The organism is Synechococcus sp. RC10A2, from assembly GCF_047502605.1.
This window is the reverse complement of the sequence record NZ_JANSHP010000091.1, coordinates 26,474-44,965: the sequence shown is the minus strand read 5'-3', so window position 1 is coordinate 44,965 and position 18,492 is coordinate 26,474. Positions and strand designations below refer to the sequence as shown.

General features: G+C 58.8%; 18 protein-coding genes and 1 pseudogene. 10 read left to right on the top strand and 9 right to left on the bottom strand.

Annotated elements, in window-relative coordinates:
• Together NW848_RS12600 and NW848_RS12595 are read right to left on the bottom strand one after the other, a co-directional pair.
• Positions 1-396 (bottom strand): annotated as a pseudogene (locus tag NW848_RS12600) (AarF/ABC1/UbiB kinase family protein); the annotation flags it as partial.
• 152 nt (positions 397-548) lie between these two features.
• Positions 549-1,835, bottom strand: a complete 1,287-nt coding sequence (locus NW848_RS12595) for a glucose-1-phosphate adenylyltransferase (RefSeq protein ID WP_011430404.1) — start codon at positions 1,833-1,835, stop codon at positions 549-551.
• 117 nt (positions 1,836-1,952) lie between these two features.
• On the opposite strand from NW848_RS12595, the gene NW848_RS12590 reads away from it, so the two are divergent.
• From NW848_RS12590 to sat, 3 genes are all read left to right on the top strand, one after another.
• Positions 1,953-2,735 carry a ParA family protein gene (locus tag NW848_RS12590; RefSeq protein WP_011430403.1) on the top strand — a complete coding sequence of 261 codons (783 nt, stop codon included), beginning with the start codon at positions 1,953-1,955 and terminating at the stop codon, positions 2,733-2,735.
• Positions 2,736-2,863: 128 nt separating this feature from the next.
• Positions 2,864-3,235 carry a hypothetical protein gene (locus NW848_RS12585; RefSeq protein ID WP_011430402.1) on the top strand — a complete coding sequence of 124 codons (372 nt, stop codon included), beginning with the start codon at positions 2,864-2,866 and terminating at the stop codon, positions 3,233-3,235.
• Between the two features lie 113 nt (positions 3,236-3,348).
• Positions 3,349-4,530, top strand: coding sequence for a sulfate adenylyltransferase (gene sat, locus NW848_RS12580; protein WP_168173349.1), 1,182 nt, complete (start codon positions 3,349-3,351; stop codon positions 4,528-4,530).
• Between the two features lie 298 nt (positions 4,531-4,828).
• Here the strand turns inward: sat and NW848_RS12575 are convergent, their stop codons facing one another.
• The 7 genes from NW848_RS12575 to pstS form a co-directional block, all read right to left on the bottom strand.
• Positions 4,829-5,005: a hypothetical protein gene (locus NW848_RS12575; protein ID WP_168173350.1), complete on the bottom strand. Its 177-nt coding sequence runs from the start codon at positions 5,003-5,005 to the stop codon at positions 4,829-4,831.
• A 295-nt stretch (positions 5,006-5,300) separates the two neighbouring features.
• The gene (locus NW848_RS12570) at positions 5,301-5,735 is read right to left on the bottom strand and encodes a hypothetical protein (protein WP_011430399.1); all 435 of its coding nucleotides are present in this window, start codon (positions 5,733-5,735) and stop codon (positions 5,301-5,303) included.
• A gap of 43 nt (positions 5,736-5,778) precedes the next feature.
• Entirely contained in the window at positions 5,779-6,606 is an 828-nt protein-coding gene (locus NW848_RS12565) for a TlyA family RNA methyltransferase (RefSeq protein ID WP_099887110.1), read from the bottom strand.
• A gap of 65 nt (positions 6,607-6,671) precedes the next feature.
• Positions 6,672-7,499 carry a phosphate ABC transporter ATP-binding protein PstB gene (gene pstB, locus NW848_RS12560; protein WP_414402335.1) on the bottom strand — a complete coding sequence of 276 codons (828 nt, stop codon included), beginning with the start codon at positions 7,497-7,499 and terminating at the stop codon, positions 6,672-6,674.
• A gap of 36 nt (positions 7,500-7,535) precedes the next feature.
• On the bottom strand, positions 7,536-8,435 hold the full coding sequence (pstA, locus tag NW848_RS12555) for a phosphate ABC transporter permease PstA (protein ID WP_414402336.1): 900 nt from the start codon (positions 8,433-8,435) through the stop codon (positions 7,536-7,538).
• A gap of 6 nt (positions 8,436-8,441) precedes the next feature.
• Positions 8,442-9,434, bottom strand: coding sequence for a phosphate ABC transporter permease subunit PstC (gene pstC, locus NW848_RS12550; RefSeq protein ID WP_414402337.1), 993 nt, complete (start codon positions 9,432-9,434; stop codon positions 8,442-8,444).
• 24 nt (positions 9,435-9,458) lie between these two features.
• Entirely contained in the window at positions 9,459-10,532 is a 1,074-nt protein-coding gene (gene pstS / locus NW848_RS12545) for a phosphate ABC transporter substrate-binding protein PstS (RefSeq protein ID WP_414511174.1), read from the bottom strand.
• 365 nt (positions 10,533-10,897) lie between these two features.
• Here pstS and rplI point away from each other — a divergent pair, with 365 nt between their 5' ends.
• The 7 genes from rplI to NW848_RS12510 all read left to right on the top strand — a co-directional run bounded on the left by rplI (position 10,898) and on the right by NW848_RS12510 (position 18,478).
• Positions 10,898-11,359 (top strand): 50S ribosomal protein L9, encoded by a 462-nt coding sequence (gene rplI, locus NW848_RS12540; RefSeq protein WP_011430393.1) that lies wholly within the window; start codon positions 10,898-10,900, stop codon positions 11,357-11,359.
• Positions 11,360-11,487: 128 nt separating this feature from the next.
• Complete coding sequence (gene dnaB / locus NW848_RS12535) at positions 11,488-13,245, top strand: replicative DNA helicase (RefSeq protein ID WP_414402351.1); 1,758 nt, start codon at positions 11,488-11,490, stop codon at positions 13,243-13,245.
• A gap of 143 nt (positions 13,246-13,388) precedes the next feature.
• The gene (locus tag NW848_RS12530) at positions 13,389-14,282 is read left to right on the top strand and encodes a universal stress protein (protein ID WP_414395103.1); all 894 of its coding nucleotides are present in this window, start codon (positions 13,389-13,391) and stop codon (positions 14,280-14,282) included.
• A gap of 23 nt (positions 14,283-14,305) precedes the next feature.
• Positions 14,306-15,112: a nickel pincer cofactor biosynthesis protein LarB gene (gene larB / locus NW848_RS12525; protein WP_099887115.1), complete on the top strand. Its 807-nt coding sequence runs from the start codon at positions 14,306-14,308 to the stop codon at positions 15,110-15,112.
• Between the two features lie 252 nt (positions 15,113-15,364).
• Positions 15,365-16,186, top strand: coding sequence for a TerC family protein (locus NW848_RS12520; RefSeq protein ID WP_228375215.1), 822 nt, complete (start codon positions 15,365-15,367; stop codon positions 16,184-16,186).
• Between the two features lie 310 nt (positions 16,187-16,496).
• A complete protein-coding gene (locus tag NW848_RS12515) occupies positions 16,497-17,234 on the top strand; it encodes an ABC transporter ATP-binding protein (RefSeq protein ID WP_240527653.1) in 738 nt (245 codons plus the stop codon).
• Positions 17,234-18,478 carry an MlaD family protein gene (locus NW848_RS12510; protein WP_414402339.1) on the top strand — a complete coding sequence of 415 codons (1,245 nt, stop codon included), beginning with the start codon at positions 17,234-17,236 and terminating at the stop codon, positions 18,476-18,478. Before NW848_RS12515 ends, NW848_RS12510 begins: the two co-directional genes overlap by 1 nt.
• Positions 18,479-18,492: the final 14 nt, after the last annotated feature.

The following is an 18,492-nucleotide window of genomic DNA, read 5'->3' as shown; positions in this document are numbered from 1 at the left end:
GTAGATCTCGGTGATCGGACGGCCCAACTCTGACTCAATGCGGGCAAACGCCTCCTGGGAAGGAAAGCTGGGCAATTGATCCTGCAGCTTGGTGAGCTCTTCCAAGTAGTCTTTGCGCACCAAGTCCGGTCGCGTCGAGAGGGCCTGCCCCACCTTGATGAAGGTAGGCCCTAGGTCAGTGAGCAGCTTGCGCAACTGCTCTGCCCGCTGGGGCACTTTGCGATCGCCCTGTCCCCAAAGCTGATCCCAGCGTAGACAGAGAACAAACCAGAGGAGGGGCCAGAGAATGGCCAGCGCCCGACCCATCACCCGGAGCAGGCGCCAGCGGTAGTAACGAGTGATGAATTGCGGATCGTAAACTTCTAGGTCGGCAATGGAGGAAATCCTGTTAACCACGCTCAAGGGATCTCACAATCTGTTTTTAAAGCTCTTAATATCTATCGTAATCTATCGTAATGGCAAAAGCCTCTTGTTTTCTCTTATCTTGCTTAACAGCGCCTCCTCAGCGTTCGCCAGCCAGGTTCTCGGCCAAAGCCGGCTTCCCCCGATCAAATGACGGTGTTGTCCGGGATCACCGAGTCCTTGATGATGGTGACGATGCCGTTGCTGATCCAGATCCCTTCCTCTTCCCGCTGCGCTTCGCTGACGTGATCCTTGTTGAGGATGCGGACATTGCGCCCGATGCGGGCGTTTTTGTCCACGATGGCGTTGACGATGTGGGAGTTGGCGCCGATGCCCACCGGTGGGATCCCAGCCTCCAGCTTGGCCTGCCGCTCTTCTGCCGACTCGTAGTAATCGGCCCCCATGACCAGGGTATTCTCTACAATGGTATTGGCCTCCAGGCGGCTGCGAATGCCGATGATGGAATTGCGAATTTGAGCATTTTTGATGATGCAACCGTCGGCAATCATGGAGTTGACGATCTGGGAATCGAGGATTTTGTTGGGGGGCAAAAAGCGTGGGCGGGTGTAGATGGGCATTTCGCTGTCAAAGAAGCTGAAGGGAGGGTTGGGCTGCTGCACCAGCGCCAGGTTGGCTCGATAAAAAGCCTCGATGGTGCCGATGTCCTCCCAGTAGCCCTTGAACGGGTAGGCCTGCAGATGGTACTTGCCGATGGCTGACGGCAGCACCTCTTTGCCGAAGTCGGTGTGCTCCTTCACCTTCAGCATCTCGATGAGGGCCTCCCGCCTGAATACATAGATGCCCATCGAGGCGATGTAGGGCTTGGCTTTGGCCTCTTCCGGGCTGAGGCCGAGGGCTTGGGTATCCACCTGACAGGCTTTCAGCAGCTCCCCTTGCGGCTTTTCTTTGAAATCGACGATCCGTCCATCGGCGTCGATCTTGAGCAAGCCAAAACCCGAAGCCACTTTTTCTTCGCAGGGGAGCACCGCCAGCGTCACATCGGCTCCGGTTTGCCGGTGATAGTGAATAAAGGGGCGGTAGTCCATGCGGTAGAGGTGATCCCCCGATAGGATGAGGAAGTCCCGCGGCTTCCAGGAGTCCATCAGCCAGAGATATTGGCGCACAGCGTCGGCGGTGCCCTGAAACCAATCCGGGTTATCGGGCGTCTGTTGGGCCGCTAAAATATCCACAAAGCCGCCTGTGAAGGGAGACATGCGGTAGGTGTTGATGATGTGGCGGTTGAGGGAGGCGGAGTTGAACTGGGTGAGGACGTAGATTTTATCAATATCAGAATTGATGCAGTTGCTGACCGGGATGTCGATGAGGCGATACTTGCCTGCCAGAGGCACAGCAGGTTTAGCACGGCGCTTGGTCAGGGGATAAAGTCGGGTGCCACGCCCACCGCCCAGGATAATCGCCAGTACATCGCGCATGGTTGTCCTCCACCAGGCTACACCCAATAGCATAGACTGCTGCGGCGGCACCTGACCCAATCTGGCCAAGGGGAATCGGGAAATCGGAAGCGCCTGAAACAAACCCTGGGGAAGCTGATGGCACGCGTCCTGGCTTTTACCAACAACAAAGGGGGCACCGGCAAGTCCACCCTCTGCGTCCACGCGGCTCAGTTAACGGCTCAACGGGGCTACCGAGTTCTGCTCATCGATCTCACCTCCCAAGCCACCGCCAGCAGCCTTTACCTGGAAGAGGCCGGATCCCTGCCCCCCGAGGAAACGGTTTGGGCCAGCCTGCACCCGCAGTACCGACGTCCTTTGGAAGAGGTGATCTATTGCACCGACAAGGGGGTGGATGTGGCGCCCTCCCACAGCACCATGGCGGAAGTGGCGGCCCAACTGGCGGCTGCTGGCGACTCCGGGCAAGACCTGTTGCAGCATCAGCTCGCTCCCCTGCTGCCGGATTACGACTTTGTCTTTCTCGATACGCCAGGGGAACTGAACGCCCTCACCGCCAACGCCCTGCGGGCGGCCCGGCGCGTGTTGATCCCGACACGGCTCAACCGCGTCGACTTCTCTTGTACAGAGGTGACCCTGCGCTATGTCGAGTCCCTGAAGGGCGAGTTGAGCCAAGTCCGCGCCATCTTGACCATGCTGGACGACCGCTACTTGCCAGGGGGCATCTGGTCCGGATCCCATACCGGGCAATTGTATGTGCAAGCGCAACAGATTTTTGCGGATGTGCTTTCACCCGTTACCATTCCAGATAGCAGCGATTTGCGCACCGCTTTTGACTACGGCTTGACGGTCATGGACTATCGGCCTGGCTCGGTGGTGTGTCAGCGATTGGAGCAGTTTGTCGAACATGAGGTGCTCTTGTGACTGGATCGGACCGTAGCCTCTTTCCTTCTTCGGGAGAAACTTCCCGCACTCGGCGCAAGGCCAGTGCTAAAACCAGTTCAGAGCCCACCCCTGCAGAATCTACTCCCACGGGCGAGGAGCCGACAACGATGTCTTCTCAGTCTCCTACAGAACCAGCCCCAGAATCGCCGGACCTTGAAACCCTCAAAAGCCAACTGGCCGAAGCTCAACAACTTTTGCAGGACTACCAAAACAAAGTCTCTGCCCTGCAAGCTCAGCTACAGCAAGTCACTGCCCACCGCGACGAATTGCAGAAGGCGCTGGCCCAGTTACAGGCGGTGGCCGAGGAGCGGGCCAAGACCATTCAGGAACTGCAAAGCCGCCGAGGGCAAGTCGCACCTTTACCCAAGCCGCAACCCCAGCCTTCGCCTCTGCACGCGCAAAAGAAGATCATGAATCGGCCCATCTTTGACAACGTGTCGCCCACCGACGAAGATATGCCCCCCTACATGCTGGACTAGGCAGTTGGTACTAGTCTGGATTGCGCCGGAGGAAAGGAGGGTGTAGGGTTAGGGATCCCTGTCTGCTCGGTTGCCGTTCCGGTCTGCACGCTATGACTCCATCCCAGGCGAAGATGACTGTTTCTGGCGATGCCATTCCGCCCCACGGGGGCACCTTGGTCAACCGCATTGCCTCCCCTGAGCAGGCGCAGGAGCTGCGCTCCAAAGCTGAACACTGCCCCATCCTCCACCTCGACGAGCGGGCCCAGTCGGATCTGGAGATGATCGCCATCGGGGGCTTCAGCCCGCTCACCGGCTTCATGGGGCGGGAAGATTACCAGTCGGTTCTGGAGACGATGCACCTGGCCAACGGCCTGGCTTGGTCGCTGCCGGTAACGCTGCCGGTCTCTGCCGAGATAGCTGCCGATCTCAAGGAAGGGCAGACCATTGCCTTGGCCAATGCCGAGGGCAGGCTCTTGGGCCTGTTGGAATTGACCGAGAAGTTCACCTACGACAAAACCCGCGAAGCGCAGCAGGTCTACCGCACTACCGATGAGCAGCATCCGGGGGTGAAGGTGCTCTACCAACAGGGATCCGTCTATTTGGCCGGCCCTGTAACTCTCTTGCAGCGGGATCCCCATCCCCTTTTCCCGGCCTACCAGATCGACCCGGCCCAGTCGCGGCAACTGTTTCGGGAAAGAGGCTGGAAAACCATTGTCGGCTTTCAAACCCGCAACCCCATCCACCGCGCCCACGAGTACATTCAAAAGTGCGCTCTGGAAATCGTGGACGGGCTGTTTCTCCACCCGCTGGTGGGGGCCACCAAAAACGACGACATCCCCGCCGAGGTGCGCATGCGCTGCTACGAGGTGCTGATCGAAAAGTACTTCCCCAAGGAGCGGGTGATCCTGGCCATCAACCCTGCGGCCATGCGCTACGCCGGCCCGCGCGAGGCCATCTTCCACGCCCTCGTTCGCAAAAACTACGGCTGCACCCATTTTATTGTGGGCCGGGATCACGCCGGGGTGGGCAACTACTACGGCCCTTATGATGCCCAGCATATTTTCGATGAGTTCCGTCCCGAGGAACTGGGCATCATCCCCCTCAAGTTTGAACATGCCTTCTATTGCACCGTCACCGGCACCATGGCCACGGCCAAGACCAGCCCCAGCCAGCCCCACCAGCGCATCCACCTCTCGGGCACCAAGGTGCGGGAAATGCTGCGCCGCGGCGAGATCCCCCCGCCGGAGTTCTCCCGCCCCGAGGTAGCCCAACTGCTGGCCGAAGCTATGCGTGAGCGGGGACAGCCTGAGTAGGGGCAAAAAGAGCCTGCTCCAGCCCAGGCCCTCTGTGTTCTTGGGGAGTCGGCCAAGCTGAAATAGGGCGCTGCCTCCTTGCCTAGGCTGACTCCGCTAGATTGATCGTTGGGTTGCGGTCGCAGAGCCCCCAGGTATCAGCTTAAAACCGGTTCTGTACATGGGCATCACCGGCCAGTCCTCTGGCGCAGCCTCAGGGATACCAAACCATAAACAAACCCACGCCCAAAAGCAGGGGAAGGATGCTGCTCTCCTAGGAAACTCTCGCCAGGAAGCCCTCCATGGGCAGCAACAGACCTCATCCCGCCTCAAAGCGGAGCTGGTCGGGATCCACATAATAGCAGCGGGCATTGTCAACACAGATCAACGCCCAGCCATTTTGGTCAACATCGACCAACGTATACTCGGATTGAGGGATGAAGTGGCCCTGGTGGTTGCGGGTCTCGCCTTTAACCCAAACGGTCTGACGGTTCATCTTCAAGTTCCTCCAATTTACAGTCAAAGAAAATCAAAAGCAGAACTCAATTTCAATGCAAGTCGATGCAAGAAGTGTCACACCAAACAGAAACCCTTGCATCTCCTCAAAGCCCAACAAATCCACAGGCTTGCGTGGGATGCAAGCTAACTCACAGCGGTGCCCGAATACCGTCTTGCGATTTGGTAAGAGAAGTCTAGCACCAACTCTATGAGAATATTGTTAAAAGTTGCGGATTAAGTTGACAAGCTCTAGATTTTCCTAAATTCTTGTTGCAAAATCGGGTTAAGCCTGCTTAACCTGCTTGGTCTACTTCAAATAGCCATTGGTGCATCTTGCTCAACTGAGGCCAATTGGGACGGCGGTTCCCTCCCTCTGCCAAGTTAGATTTGACCCCCTCGATCTGCTCGGGATCCCGCGCCAAGATTTGCTTGATGATCTCCACCTGCTGGCGTACCCCTGTTTTTTTCAGCTCCAGCATCGCCAAAGTCAAGTTCACCCGCGGCTGGGCGTCCACCGGGTCTAGCTTCACAGCAGTTTGGGCAGCTTTCAGGGCTTTTTCCGCTTGCCCCTCCAAAAGATAGAGCCAGGACAAGCAAGTCCAGGCTGCTGCCGCCTTCGGGGATCCCTTACAAATGGCCTCGAAGGAAGGGATCAGCGTCTTGGCCGCTTCCCCCGCCTCGTAGCGCCGGATCCCTTCCTGAAACAATTCTTCAATGGCTGCGCTCATCGTTCTCAACTCGGCATAATGACGTATTGACAAGTGCACTACTTTATGGGTGTAAGGCTGCTCTTGCCTGTTCGCTCATCTGTTGTAGCGCACCGGTGTCGGGGAGAGGGATCCCTTCTCCTTCCGCCAGCCAGAGCCAGTACTCGATGTTGCCGGCAGGGCCGGTGATGGGCGACCACGTATAGCCCTGCACCTGCCAGCCGCGGGCCACCGCCGCCTGCATTACTGTCTGCAGCACGCGGGCATGGACGGCCGGATCCCGCACTACCCCCCTTTTGCCCACCTGGCCTCGGCCCGCCTCAAACTGCGGCTTGACTAGCAGCAAGGCTTCCCGCGGCGAGCGCAACAGCTTCCACAGAGGATCCAACACCTTAGTCAGGGAAATAAAGGAGAGATCCACCACTGCCAGATCCGGCCAGTTGGGAGTGGGCACCTCGGTTCCGTAGAGATCGGCTGGCTGAAGATAGCGCAAGTTGGTTCGTTCCCTAAGGATTACCCGCGGGTCAGTTCGCAAAGACCAGGCCAATTGGCCATAGCCCACATCCACCCCATAGACCCGCTGCGCCCCTCGTTGCAGGAGGCAATCGGTGAAGCCCCCAGTGGAGATGCCAGCATCCAAACAGATGCGACCCTGGACTTGAATGGGAAAAGCTTGCAGTGCCCCCTGAAGCTTTTCTCCTCCTCGCGAGACAAAAGCAGACTTGGCCTGGATGTGGACTACAGGATCTCCGCTTACCCACGTCCCGGCTTTTTCCGCCCGTACTCCGTTGAGGAAGACTTCTCCCGCCAAGATAGCCCGCTGCGCCTGCTGGCGCGAAGAAAAATACCCTCGCTCCACCAGCCAGGTATCCAGGCGGACTCGATCGGCCATGCCCTAGCCACTGGCCTTCCACTCCATCAAGATAGACGACCGGGATCCCTTCTGTCAGCCGCGACTTAGCCAAAGCGCCCGCTCACATACTCTTCCGTCTCGCGGTTGGCGGGAGAGTTGAAGATCTTCTCGGTGCGGTCAAACTCTACCATTCGTCCGTAGCGGATCCCTCTCTCGTCAAGTTCAGTGTTGAAGAAGGCAGTGAAGTCGGACACGCGAGCTGCCTGCTGCATGTTGTGGGTGACGATGATGATCGTGTAGCGACGGCCCAATTCCTTAAGCAGCTCCTCAATGCGCAGCGTAGAAATAGGATCCAGCGAGGCGCAAGGCTCGTCCATTAGAATTACCTCCGGCTGAATGGCCAGGGTGCGGGCAATGCAGAGGCGCTGCTGTTGTCCACCGGAGAGGGAAAGGGCGCTCATCCTCAACTTATCTTTCACCTCATCCCAGAGAACGGCCTGGCGCAGTGCCCGCTCCACGAGCTCGTCCAGATCCCCCTGGTAGCCATTAATCCGGGGCCCAAAGGCAATGTTGTCGTAGACGGATTTGGGGAAGGGGTTGGGCTTCTGAAACACTAGGCCAACCCGCCGCCGCACCTCAGAGGGATCCACATCCGGGTCGTAGATGTTTTTCCCGTGGAAGATAACGGAGCCTTCTACCCTTGCCCCTGGGATTAAGTCATTCATGCGGTTGAAGCAGCGCAAAATAGTGCTCTTGCCGCAACCTGAGGGTCCAATAAAGGCTGTGATGTGATTTTTCGGGATCTTCAGGGAAACCTGCTTAACCGCCAGGTGGGAGCCGTAGTAGACGCTCAGATCCCGCGTCTCTAGTTCAACCTCCAACCGGGTGGGTTGCTTAGGAGAGCCCGACTTGTCAGAGAGTGGAGAGCGCATAGGCGTGTTGAAAAGAAGATAACGTTGCTGCAAGGCTTAGATAGTGATGGCTTCTTGGCGACGACTCACAAGGAGCCGGAAACTGACGGTGGTAATCAGGACCAAAATCACCAGAGCCAAAGCCCCTCCCCAGGCAAGCTTCTGCTGGTTTTCAAAGGGGACAAGGGCAAAGTTGTAGATCAACACAGCCAGCGAGGCCACTGGCTTCAACAAACCGCTGGGCCAGAGAAAGCTAAACAAAGCCGTGAAGATCAGGGGCGCCGTCTCACCTGCAGCGCGGGCAATGGCCAACGTCACCCCCGTCAGGATCACCGGCAGAGCCGCTGGCAACACCACGCGAAACACCGTCTGCACTCGCGAAGCCCCCAACGCATAGGCAGCAGCCCGCGTATCGGCCGGCACCAGGCGCAGCGCCTCTTCACTGGACAAAATGATGATAGGCAGGGTCAGCACCGATAGAGCCATCCCGCCGGCAAGGGCCGAGAAGGTTTTGGAGGAAAGCACCAGCACCCCATAGGCAAACACCCCGGCAATGATGGAGGGAACCCCCGTCAACACCTTGATAACGAAGCGCAGAAAGGAGGCCGTGGGGCTGTTTTTGCCAAACTCCGAGAGATAGATGGCTGCGAATAGACCAATGGGGAATGTGATGGAGATAGCAATCGACACCACAATAATCGTCCCCAGCACCGCATTGCCAAATCCGCCCACCTGATCGCCCGGAGGAGGGGGAAGCTGGGTCAGCGTCTGCCAGTTCAGGCGCTCGATGCCCCTGGTGAAAACGTAGTAGAGGATGAGAGCCAGCACAAAAATGGCGAAGATGCTGGAGATAGTTGTCAGCGCTGTCATTCCTACATCCAAGAAGATGCGCTGCCAGGGCTTCGCTCTGCGCTTAAACAAATTGCCTTGCTCTACCGCCTGCACTTGCGCCGTCATGTTCCTCTACTCCCACGAAGCTGTTAGCGCAAACTTGACACGGCGTATCATCAGCTCCGCCGCAATGTTAACCACCAGAGTGATGGCTAACAGAATCAAGGCCAAATACATAAGTGCTGCAACCTGCTCGGGGCCCGCTTCCGCAAACTCGTTGGCCAATAGGGCTGGGATGTTGCTGGCAGGAGCCAGAAGCGAGATGCTAATGCCGCGGGCATTCCCAATCAGCATCGCTACTGCCATCGTCTCCCCCATGGCGCGTCCCAAACCCAAAACCACCGCTCCCAGGAGGCCGCCAATTGCTGCCGGCAGCACGACACCAAAGATGGCTTCCCAGCGAGTGGCTCCCATCGCATAGGCAGCCGCCCGCAACTCTGGCGGAACGGACACCAGCATTTCCCTGGCGATGGCAGTAATGATGGGGATGATCATGATCCCCAAGACAACCCCCGATGTCAACATCCCAGGCCCTACTGGTGGTGTGCTGAAAATGGGCAGCCAGTTGAAGTGCTGGAACAAAAACATCTGTATAGGGCGGAAGAAGGGGATGAAGATAAACAACCCCCAAATGCCGTAGACCACACTGGGAATGGCTGCCAGCAGCTCCACCACGATGATCAAGGCTGTGCGCAAAGGCTTGGGCAAAAAGTCCTCGCTCAAAAAGATGGAGATGCCAAAGCTTAAGGGAACGCCCACGATCAGAGCAATCAGAGAAGTTACCAGCGTGCCGTAGATCTGGGGCCAAGCACTGTAAATGTCCTCAACAGGATCCCAGGTGGTGCCCCAGAAAAAGCCCAGCCCGAACTTCCGAATGGCAGGTAGCGCCTGAATCCCAATCTCCAGGGCAATCCACAACAGTAGGAAAGCCGAGAAAAAGACGGCGATCCGCGTTGCCCAAATGAATAGCCAGTCGCGCCGGCGCTGGAAGACGGGCCGGGGCCGAAATAGAGAACTGCTCTCCGAAAAGGTAGTGGTCATCTGCTGGGTAGGGGTAGTGGTCATCTGCTGGGTAGGGGGTACAAACCTCTACGGAGTGATTTTTTCCAGGGCAGCCAGAGCTTTCTTCCGCGTTTCCTCCGGCAAAGGCACATAGCCCAGCGGCTCCGCAAAGGATTGCCCTTCGGTGAGGCCGTAGCGAAGAAACTCTTTGACAGCCTTGGAGGTTTCAGCTTTGGGGTAGGCTTGGTAAGCCAAGATCCACGTGTAGCCCACAATGGGGTAGGAGTCTTCCCCTTCGGGATCTGGGTCAACCCCCAGCAGCCGCTCGTCGAGCTTGATTCTCGCCAGCGCTGCCTGCTCCGTCTCAACTTTGGGGACGACGAACTTGCCTGCCCGGTTTTCCAGGCGAGCGAAATTTAGGTTGTTGAGCTTAGCAAAGCCGTACTCCACATAGCCGATTGAGCCAGGAATCTGCTTGATTTGTTCAGAAACGCCTTCGTTACCGCGAGCTCCCACGCCAGTTGGCCAGTTCACGGAAGAGCCACGGCCCACTTTTTGCCGCCATTCGGGGCTAATGGCGCTGAGGTGGGTGGTAAAGATGTCGGTGGTGCCACTGCCATCAGAGCGGTGCACAACAGTAATCGGCAGATCTGGGAGAGTCACGCCTGGGTTAAGGCCAGCCAGCAGCGGATCGTTCCATTTCTTGATCTTGCCCAGGAAGATATTGGCCAGCGCCAGGCGAGAGAGGCGAAGTTCAGGACCTACGCCGGGGACGTTATAGGCTGCCACCAATGCCCCGCCCACCATAGGCACGGCCACCATGCCCTTGGGAGGGTTGGCTTCACCCTCAATCTTGCTAATCTCCTCAGGACGCGGCACGCTATCACTGGCGCCGAAGTCGACAGTGCGGGCCACAAATTGCTGACGGCCAGCGCCGCTCCCCACCGATTGGTAGTTGACTTGGATGTTGGGGTTTTTCTTGCCAAATTCTTGGGCCCACGTTTGGTAGAGGGGGGCCGGGAAGGTAGCTCCAGCGCCGTTGATGGTTATCGTCTTCTGCTGGGCAAACACTCGCTGCCAGCCGGCCTGACTTGCCGCAAAACCAGCAGCAACTGCCGACAAGGACTTAAGGAAAGAACGACGACCCAAGGAATGCGACATCGACATACAGAGATCTCTCCACTGAAGAGCGTGTCCTAGCCCAGGTCAAAAAGCTGCAACTGTGAAACCTAACTCCAAGAGTTCAGTCCACCGGGCCGAAGAAAGCACAGGATCTCGTTGAGACCCCAGCCCTTGCAACTCAGTCGCTAATCGGTCGCTAAGTGTAACGTAAGGTCAACCCTTTTTGGGTCAACAAGAGGTTAAATTCAGGTTATTTCTAGGTTATTTCTAGGCCCAGCAGCCGAGGTCGCGACTGTCGGGCTTAATCAGGGTAGAGACCCCAGGGGGAGGCTGGGGCTGGGCTGACATTGGTCGGGGGAATGCCTAGAATAGAGGTCTGTCAAGAGAGTGGGTGCCTTCCTCCTATGGCAAAAGATGTGCAGGTGATGCTGCGCCAGGCGGTTCCTGGGCTCGGCAAGCCGGGAGAGGTGGTGAGTGTCAGGCCGGGCTATGCCCGCAACTACCTTTTCCCGCGGCAGATGGCGGTGCGGCTTACGCCTGGACTTCTCAAGGAGCAGCAGATGCGGCGGGAGCAGGAAGCAGCCCGCAAGCTGGCTGAGAAGCAACAGGCGGAAAACTACAAGAAGGCTTTGGAGACGATTGGCCGTTTTGTCATCCGCAAGAAGGTGGGCGAAAAAGACCTGCTCTTTGGACAGGTAACTGCCAGCGATATTGCCGAGGTGGTGCTGGCTACCAGTGGCCTCGATATCGACCGCCGCAATGTCCTACTCGATGAGGAGATCAAGAAAACTGGGGTCTACCTGGTGCAGGTGAAGTTACACCCCGAGGTTACCGCTACGCTGCGCATTCAGGTCACGCCTGAGTAGAAAAGAGGTTCTGGTTCAGACGGCTATGCCCACTTGGCCCGCTGCGCTAGGGTGTGCAGCCTAGCAGTCGGAGAGCGGGGGAGAGCTTGGTTTTTCTACCCTGGCTGGTGGTGATTAGCGATTACGACCTGAGCGGTGGGGATCGGCTTCCGCCTCAGAACATCGAAGCTGAGGAGGAGATCTTGGGCGGCATCCTCCTTGACCCTGAGGCGATGGCGCGGGTGGCGGGGCTCTTGCGGCCTGAGATGTTCTACCTCTCCGCCCACCAGGAGATCTACCGGGCTGCTCTGCAGTTGTACAGCCAGGGCCAGCCCACTGACCTGACCACTGTTTCTGCCTGGTTGGCAGATCACCAGCTCTTGGAGCGGGTGGGAGGAACGGCGGCAATTCGCCGCCTAGTGGAGCAGACGGTTAGCAGTGTCAACATTGACCAGTATGCCCGTCTGGTGGTGGACAAATACATGCGCCGCCGGCTGATTCAAGTCAGCAACACCTTGGCGCGTCTGGCCTACGACACTAGCCAGCCTCTCCCTCAGCTCCTGGATCGAGCCGAGCAAGAGGTGTTCAGCCTCACCCAGGAACGGGTGCAGCGCAGCCTTGTTCCAGCCTCGGAAGTTTTGGTAAACATCTTCTCAGAGTTGGAGGAGAGGTTCCAGAGCGGGGCTCAGATCCCTGGGATCCCGACCAAATTCATTGACCTCGACAACCTGACCCAGGGCTTGCAGCGGTCGGATTTGGTCATCCTAGCCGGCCGTCCCTCGATGGGAAAGACCAGCCTGGCTCTTAACATTGCCCAAAATGTGGCTGCCTACGTCAAGCAACCGGTGGCCATCTTCAGCCTGGAGATGTCGCGGGAGCAACTGGTGCAGCGGCTCTTGGCCAGCGAGGCGCGCATTGATAGTAGCCGTCTGCGATCCGGGCGCATCAGCGAGAATGAGTGGCAACGCCTGGGGCAGGCGATTGGCTTTTTGTCGCAACTGCCTTTGTTTATCGACGACACGCCCAACTGCACGGTTACAGAAATTCGCTCTAAGGCGCGGCGTCTGCAGGTGGAGCAAGGAGGGACGTTGGGGTTGGTGTTGATCGACTACTTGCAGCTAATCCAGGGATCTGAGTCCGACAACCGGGTGCAGGAATTGTCGCGCATTACCCGCGGCCTCAAGGCGCTAGCCAAAGAGCTGATGGTGCCGGTGCTGGTGCTATCTCAGCTCAGCCGGGCAGTGGAGTCGCGCTCAGACAAGCGTCCGCAACTGGCAGATTTGCGGGAGTCGGGTTGTCTAGCCGGCGATACCCGCGTGAGGGACGTGGATCGCGGCAAGATCTGGCGGCTGGAGCAACTGGCAGCCCTGCCGCCTTCAGCAGAACTGCCGCGCCTGCTTAGCCTCAATGGGCGCGGGCGGCTGGTGCCCCAACAGCCAGTGAGGGTATTTTGCAGTGGGCGGCAGCCCACATGTCTTCTAAAAACCCGCCTCAACTTTTCCATTCGTGCCACTGGCAACCACCCTTTCCTAACTCGGGACGGCTGGAAAACCCTCGACGAGCTGCAACTGGAGGAGGAGGTGGCGGTGGTGGTGCAGGAGGGGTTGATCTGGGATCCCGTCGTCTTCATTAGCGAGCCGGGGGAGCCGCAACCGGTTTACGACATCGAGATGCCCCGCCACCACAACTTTGTGGCCAACGGCCTGCTGGTGCACAACAGCATCGAGCAGGATGCCGACGTGGTGATGATGATCTACCGGCCCGAGTACTACGATCCCAACACCAGCGATCGCGGAATTGCGGAGGTAATTGTTGCCAAACATCGCAACGGCCCCACGGGCACGGTGCGCCTTTTGTTTGAAAGCCAGTACACCCAGTTTCGCAACTTGGCGGATCCCTATCGGTGAGCGAAAGCCGCAGCAGAAAAAGCCGCAGCAGAAGTAGATCGGGACTCCTTTCAAGGACAGGTCCGGGGTGCGAGGTGTTAGCCTGAGATTGCCCCCCTAGGGCAGGTTGCTGTTGCTGGCTACCTCCCTCTGCCTAAAGCCATATGTTCAAAAGCCTGTTGATCGCCACCGATTGCCGCGATGGACTGCAGCGTTTTGGCAAATGCCTAGAAGAGCTTTACCTGAATGGGATTGAGCGCGTTGCTTTTGTGCATAGCGTTGCTCGGCAGGACGACGACATTGGCCTTCCCGAAGACCTCACCCCCAAAGTGCAGGCGCAACAGGCTCGCTTACAAGAGGTGTTGAGCGCCGTTCCTGCAGGGCTGGAAGTCAAAGTCTTGGTGCAGGCGGGCAAGGCGGTGGATCTGATTTTAAGAGGGATCCAAACCTGCAGCTCCGACTTGCTAATCACAGGCATGGGGATCCACAATCTGCTCACCGAAAAACTGTTTGGAAGCACCACCTTGGAGCTGCTGCCGAAGCTGACCATCCCGGTAATGGTGATGCGTCCGCAACTCATCGCCGCCTTTACTCTGGAAGAATTGCGCCTGCGCAGCCGCCACCTATTTCGCTCCCTCCTAGTGCCTTTTGACTTTGAGGAGCCCCGCCGGCAGCTCCTCAGCCGTCTTGGCCAACTGCTGCCAGGAACTTCCCAGTGTCAGGCCATTACGCTGCTCTATGTGGTGGATCCCAGCGCCCGCCGCAACCAGGGATCGCCGGCAGAAGAGCTCAAGCGCAGGGCCGAGGCCGACTTGGCCCGGTTAGTCGAACCGCTGGTCGAGCAGGTAAAACCGGTGCAGTTGCGGGCCTTGGTGCGGGTGGGATCCCCGCTTCAGGAAATCCTGGCCACCGCTGCTGAGGAGGACATGACCGCCATTGCCACCGCCTCCCCACGGGTGGGGACCTTTTGGGAGTGGTCAATCCGTAGCCTCACCGGCGAGATTCTACGGCAAAGTTGGCATCCGGTGTTGTTTTTCCCGCGCGGTTCCTTAGCGTAGTAGAGCTGCCCAACCCCCCTTCTATGCCGCTTGACCAAACCTTGAAGGAACTGTTCCAGGCGGTGGCTCAGGGGAAGCTCTCCCCCGAGCAGGCCCTGCAAGCCTGTCGCTTCCTGCCTTTTGAGGCGGTAGGAGACTTCGCCCGTGTGGATCACCATCGCCTTCTGCGCACCGGCTTTCCCGAAGCCGTGTGGGGGCCGGGCAAAACTCCTGAGCAGATTGCCCAGATTCTGGAGCGGCTGCACCGCCAGGGATCCCTAGCTTTGGCCACCCGCGTCGATCCCTCGGTCTATGCCCAAGTTCGCTGCCGCTTGCCCCAGGCCCAGTATTCTCCTGTAGCGCGCTTGTGCTGGATCCCTCCCCAAAAGGTGCATAGCTATCCCGGCCAGATTAGCGTGATCTCCGCTGGCACTGCCGACGTGCCGGTGGCTGAAGAGGCCGCTCTCACCGCCGAGCTCTCCGGGTTTCAGGTCAACCGCCTCTGGGATGTGGGAGTGGCCGGGATCCATCGCCTGCTGCACCACCGCGCCGCTCTGGAAGCCGATGTGCTGATCGTGGTGGCGGGCATGGAGGGAGCCTTGGCCAGCGTGGTGGCGGGCCTGGCAGACTGTCCGGTAATCGCTGTGCCCACCAGCGTTGGCTACGGGGCCAGCTTCCAGGGCTTGGCTGCCCTACTGACCATGCTCAACTCCTGTGCTCCTGGGGTGGGGGTAGTGAACATCGACAACGGCTTTGGGGCTGCGATTCTGGCCGGCCAGATCCTGCGCTGTGGCCAGCGGCTGGCGTCGCGATTGCCCTCGCCTGCATCCCCTGGAGAGGGAGAAGGTTAAGAAATGTAAAACAATCCTAAGCCAGACAGGCTATACTCAGGCCATGGCTAGGCCGGGATTTTGGCTGTCTCCGCTGGGAGGTTGTTTCCAAGAATTGAGGGGTGGGTTCTTTCCTCAGGTATCATTCTTGGGGCGCTCCCTAACGACCATAAAAACGACCATAAAAATGAAAGCAAATGAAAGGAGTTGTCGATTATAGGATAGCAGTCTGGGGTTGGCTGCACTGAACGAACGATTTTTTAGCCGGGGTACATGAAGCTTGCTGCTATGTCCATCGAGGCAATAAATACCGCTGTGGCTCTTGTTCAGGGGATCGTTCAGTCCTTCACTTGGACGGATCTCTTTTTGGTGGTGGCTCTGGTGTTTTTGGAAGCAGCCCTCTCTGCTGATAACGCCGTCGCCCTAGCTGCTTTGGTCAAGCATTTGCCCACCCCCCAGCAACAGAACCGGGCTTTGCGCTGGGGCATCATTGGCGCCTATGGTTTTCGCATCGCCATTGTGTTTGCAGCGGTTTGGCTGGTGGAGTATCCGCCCGCTCAGTTTCTTGGGGCCTGTTACTTGCTCTGGCTGGCCTGGCAGCATTTTCGCGGGGAAGAAGAAGGACCCGAGCAAGACATCACTCGCCAGGCCAATTTTTGGCAAACTCTGGTGATGGTAGAGCTGACGGATCTAGTCTTTTCTTTCGACAGCATCGCCGCTTCGGTGGGCGTCTCCCGCAAGGCTTGGGTGATCATCCTCGGCGGCATTCTCGGCATCACCCTGATGCGCTACATGGCCTCTTTGTTCTTGCGCTGGCTGGATGAGTTTTCCCGCCTGGAAGATGCTGCCTTTGCCATCATCGCCCTGGTGGGAAGCCTCATGCTGCTGGAGGTGTTTTTCCCCCAAATTGAGCTCCCGGAATGGGGGATGGTGCTGGCTGTGCTGCCTTTGTTTGTCTGGGGCTTTTCGCAGCGCCGCAGTCCTTCTCCTCCAGCCGTGGCCCAGCCAGATTCGACTCTGCCCAGTTCGACGGAAGGGATCCCTGCCGGCTTAGCCGCTCTTGCTGAGGTTGAGTCTGCCGCTGAGCTGGACTAAGGGAGCCCAGGGAGGAATTTCGGATCCCTGGGGCCGGTGAACGCCGGCAGGTTGTTCGGGCAACGGGAGGGCCTTGTAGACTAGTAGTGGAGGCAAGCCACCGGAGGAAGGTATCCTGATTCCGCAGTTTTGCCAGAAGTGGTGGGCAAAGTGCTGCCAGCAAGCCACTGCCACAAGCAGGGACAGCCAGCAGAAGCCGCCAGCAGGGGTAGAGAATGGTCAACCTCAGCCCCTTTCCTCTCCAGCCAAGGTAAACGATCCGATCCCTCTGGTAGAGCTGCGGCAGGTCTGCAAGCGCTTTGGGTCTACGGTGGTGCTGGATGGGATTGACCTCAAGGTGTACCGGGGCGATGCCCTAGGAGTGGTGGGGCCTTCCGGCACCGGCAAATCGACCTTGCTGCGCATTATTGCCGGCCTGACGGAGCCGGAGGCTGGCGAGGTGCTCTGGTGTGGGATCCCGCTGCCGGAAATTCAGGCCGGCCATCAGACTCCCCCCCTGCGGGTAGGCATGGTATTCCAGCAAGCGGCCCTCTTCGACTCCCTGACGGTGGAAGAAAACGTCGGTTTTTTGCTCTATGAGCACTCGCGGCTGCCGCGGGCACGCATTCGGGAGCTGGTGGCGGCCAAGCTGGAGGCGGTGGGGCTGGCGGGCAAGGAGCACAGCCTGCCGGAGGAGCTTTCTGGGGGGATGCGCAAGCGGGCCAGCTTCGCCCGCGCCATCATGGAGGATCCGTCGCTGCCCCAGGACGAGCCGCAACTGCTGCTCTACGACGAGCCCACAGCAGGCTTGGATCCCATTGCTTCCACCGTGATCGAAGATCTCATCCGGGATCTGCAGCGCGTGAAAAAAGCTTGCGAGAGCTACATTGTGGTGACCCACCAGCACAGCACCATCTACCGCGCCACCGACCGGATTGTGCTCTTGGCCCAGGGGCGGGTGCAGTGGGAGGGATCCGTGCAAGAGATCGAAACGTGCGACAACCCCTTTGTGCGGCAATTTTTCAGCGGTAGCGTAGAAGGGCCAATTCAAGTGGCAGGGCAGGTGTGATGCGTTCGCGAGCAATCCGAGAAGGGGCGGTGGGCCTGTTGATCTTGGCGGGGGCACTGGGCTTTGCCGGGCTGTTTTTGTGGATCTACAACTTGCGCTTCGGCAGCCGCGGCTTTCGGTTCACCGTCACCTATCCCAATGTGGCCGGCCTGGCGGAAGGCTCCAGCGTGCGGCTGCGGGGAGTAGCTGTGGGCCGGGTGGAGCGCATCCTGCCCCAGGCAGCCCAGGTGGAGGTGCAGGTGGCTATCGACCAGCCGCTGGTCATCCCGCGCGACGCCCTGTTTGTTACCACCCAGACGGGGCTGGTGGGGGAGACGGTGATGGATATCCTGCCGCAGGCGGCTGTGCAGCTAACAGGATCTCCCTTGGCAGCCGATTGCGACCGCAGCCAGATCATCTGCGATGGGGATAGGGTGGAGGGCGAGCCGGGCGTGGGTTTCGGCCAGTTGCTGGTTCAGGTGGATCGGCTGGTGACGCGCATCAACAACGATGAGTTCTTCGATACCCTCAACGCCACCTTAGAAGGGATCACCCGTGTTGCCAACAGCGTGGCCGACCTCTCGGAAACTGTGGAGAAGCAGGTGGCAGCCCTGCGCACCGAAGATCTGGACTTGTCGCAATTTACCTCGGCTGCTGTGGCTATCCAAGACGCGGCTGGAGCTGTGAGGGAAACGGCCCGCAGTTTTCAAGCGGCTGCCGATCGGTTCACCGTTCTGGTGGAACAGAACCGCACCTCCCTCCAGGCTGCCCTGGAAAACATCCAGCAGGTGAGCGCTGATCTGCAAGCCATGTCGAGCGCGGTTCGCCCGCTGCTTACCGATCCGCAACTGCAGGCGGATGTGCGCCAGATCCTGGCCGAGGTGCGAGCGGCGGCGGAGAACGTGTCCCAAGCTACCGACGATCTGCGGCAGCTTGCCGCCAGCCTCAACGATCCGGGCACCCTGGCGACCTTGCGCCAAACTCTGGACTCGGCCCGCATCACCTTTCAAAACGCGCAAAAGATCACTGCCGATATCGACGAGCTGACCGGGGATCCCCAGTTTCGTCGCGCTCTCCGGGAACTGGTGTTGGGGCTGAGCAACTTGGTCTCCAGCGCCCCTTCCAACAACGGGATTCAGCCCGCTGCCGTCCAAGTCGCGCCCGTTTCTTTTACCCTCGCCCCTATGGGGCAGCAGCCGGTTCCCCAAGAGGAAGCCAAGATCCCTGCCGAGATCCGCTCCCCTAGCAGCGGCAAAAGCCATTGAAGGGATCCCGAAGC

Excerpts from the sequence above, each read along its gene's own strand:
- pstC (WP_414402337.1), bottom strand. The coding sequence starts at position 9,434 with ATGACCACTACCCCTACCCAGCAGATGACCACTACCTTTTCGGAGAGC.
- rplI (WP_011430393.1), top strand. The coding sequence starts at position 10,898 with ATGGCAAAAGATGTGCAGGTGATGCTGCGCCAGGCGGTTCCTGGGCTC.
- NW848_RS12570 (WP_011430399.1), bottom strand. The coding sequence starts at position 5,735 with ATGAGCGCAGCCATTGAAGAATTGTTTCAGGAAGGGATCCGGCGCTAC.
- NW848_RS12575 (WP_168173350.1), bottom strand. The coding sequence starts at position 5,005 with ATGAACCGTCAGACCGTTTGGGTTAAAGGCGAGACCCGCAACCACCAG.
- NW848_RS12595 (WP_011430404.1), bottom strand. The coding sequence starts at position 1,835 with ATGCGCGATGTACTGGCGATTATCCTGGGCGGTGGGCGTGGCACCCGA.
- larB (WP_099887115.1), top strand. The coding sequence starts at position 14,306 with ATGCCGCTTGACCAAACCTTGAAGGAACTGTTCCAGGCGGTGGCTCAG.
- NW848_RS12510 (WP_414402339.1), top strand. The coding sequence starts at position 17,234 with ATGCGTTCGCGAGCAATCCGAGAAGGGGCGGTGGGCCTGTTGATCTTG.
- NW848_RS12520 (WP_228375215.1), top strand. The coding sequence starts at position 15,365 with ATGAAGCTTGCTGCTATGTCCATCGAGGCAATAAATACCGCTGTGGCT.
- NW848_RS12585 (WP_011430402.1), top strand. The coding sequence starts at position 2,864 with ATGTCTTCTCAGTCTCCTACAGAACCAGCCCCAGAATCGCCGGACCTT.
- NW848_RS12590 (WP_011430403.1), top strand. The coding sequence starts at position 1,953 with ATGGCACGCGTCCTGGCTTTTACCAACAACAAAGGGGGCACCGGCAAG.
- NW848_RS12565 (WP_099887110.1), bottom strand. The coding sequence starts at position 6,606 with ATGGCCGATCGAGTCCGCCTGGATACCTGGCTGGTGGAGCGAGGGTAT.
- sat (WP_168173349.1), top strand. The coding sequence starts at position 3,349 with ATGACTGTTTCTGGCGATGCCATTCCGCCCCACGGGGGCACCTTGGTC.
- pstA (WP_414402336.1), bottom strand. The coding sequence starts at position 8,435 with ATGACGGCGCAAGTGCAGGCGGTAGAGCAAGGCAATTTGTTTAAGCGC.
- pstB (WP_414402335.1), bottom strand. The coding sequence starts at position 7,499 with ATGCGCTCTCCACTCTCTGACAAGTCGGGCTCTCCTAAGCAACCCACC.
- NW848_RS12530 (WP_414395103.1), top strand. The coding sequence starts at position 13,389 with ATGTTCAAAAGCCTGTTGATCGCCACCGATTGCCGCGATGGACTGCAG.
- pstS (WP_414511174.1), bottom strand. The coding sequence starts at position 10,532 with ATGTCGCATTCCTTGGGTCGTCGTTCTTTCCTTAAGTCCTTGTCGGCA.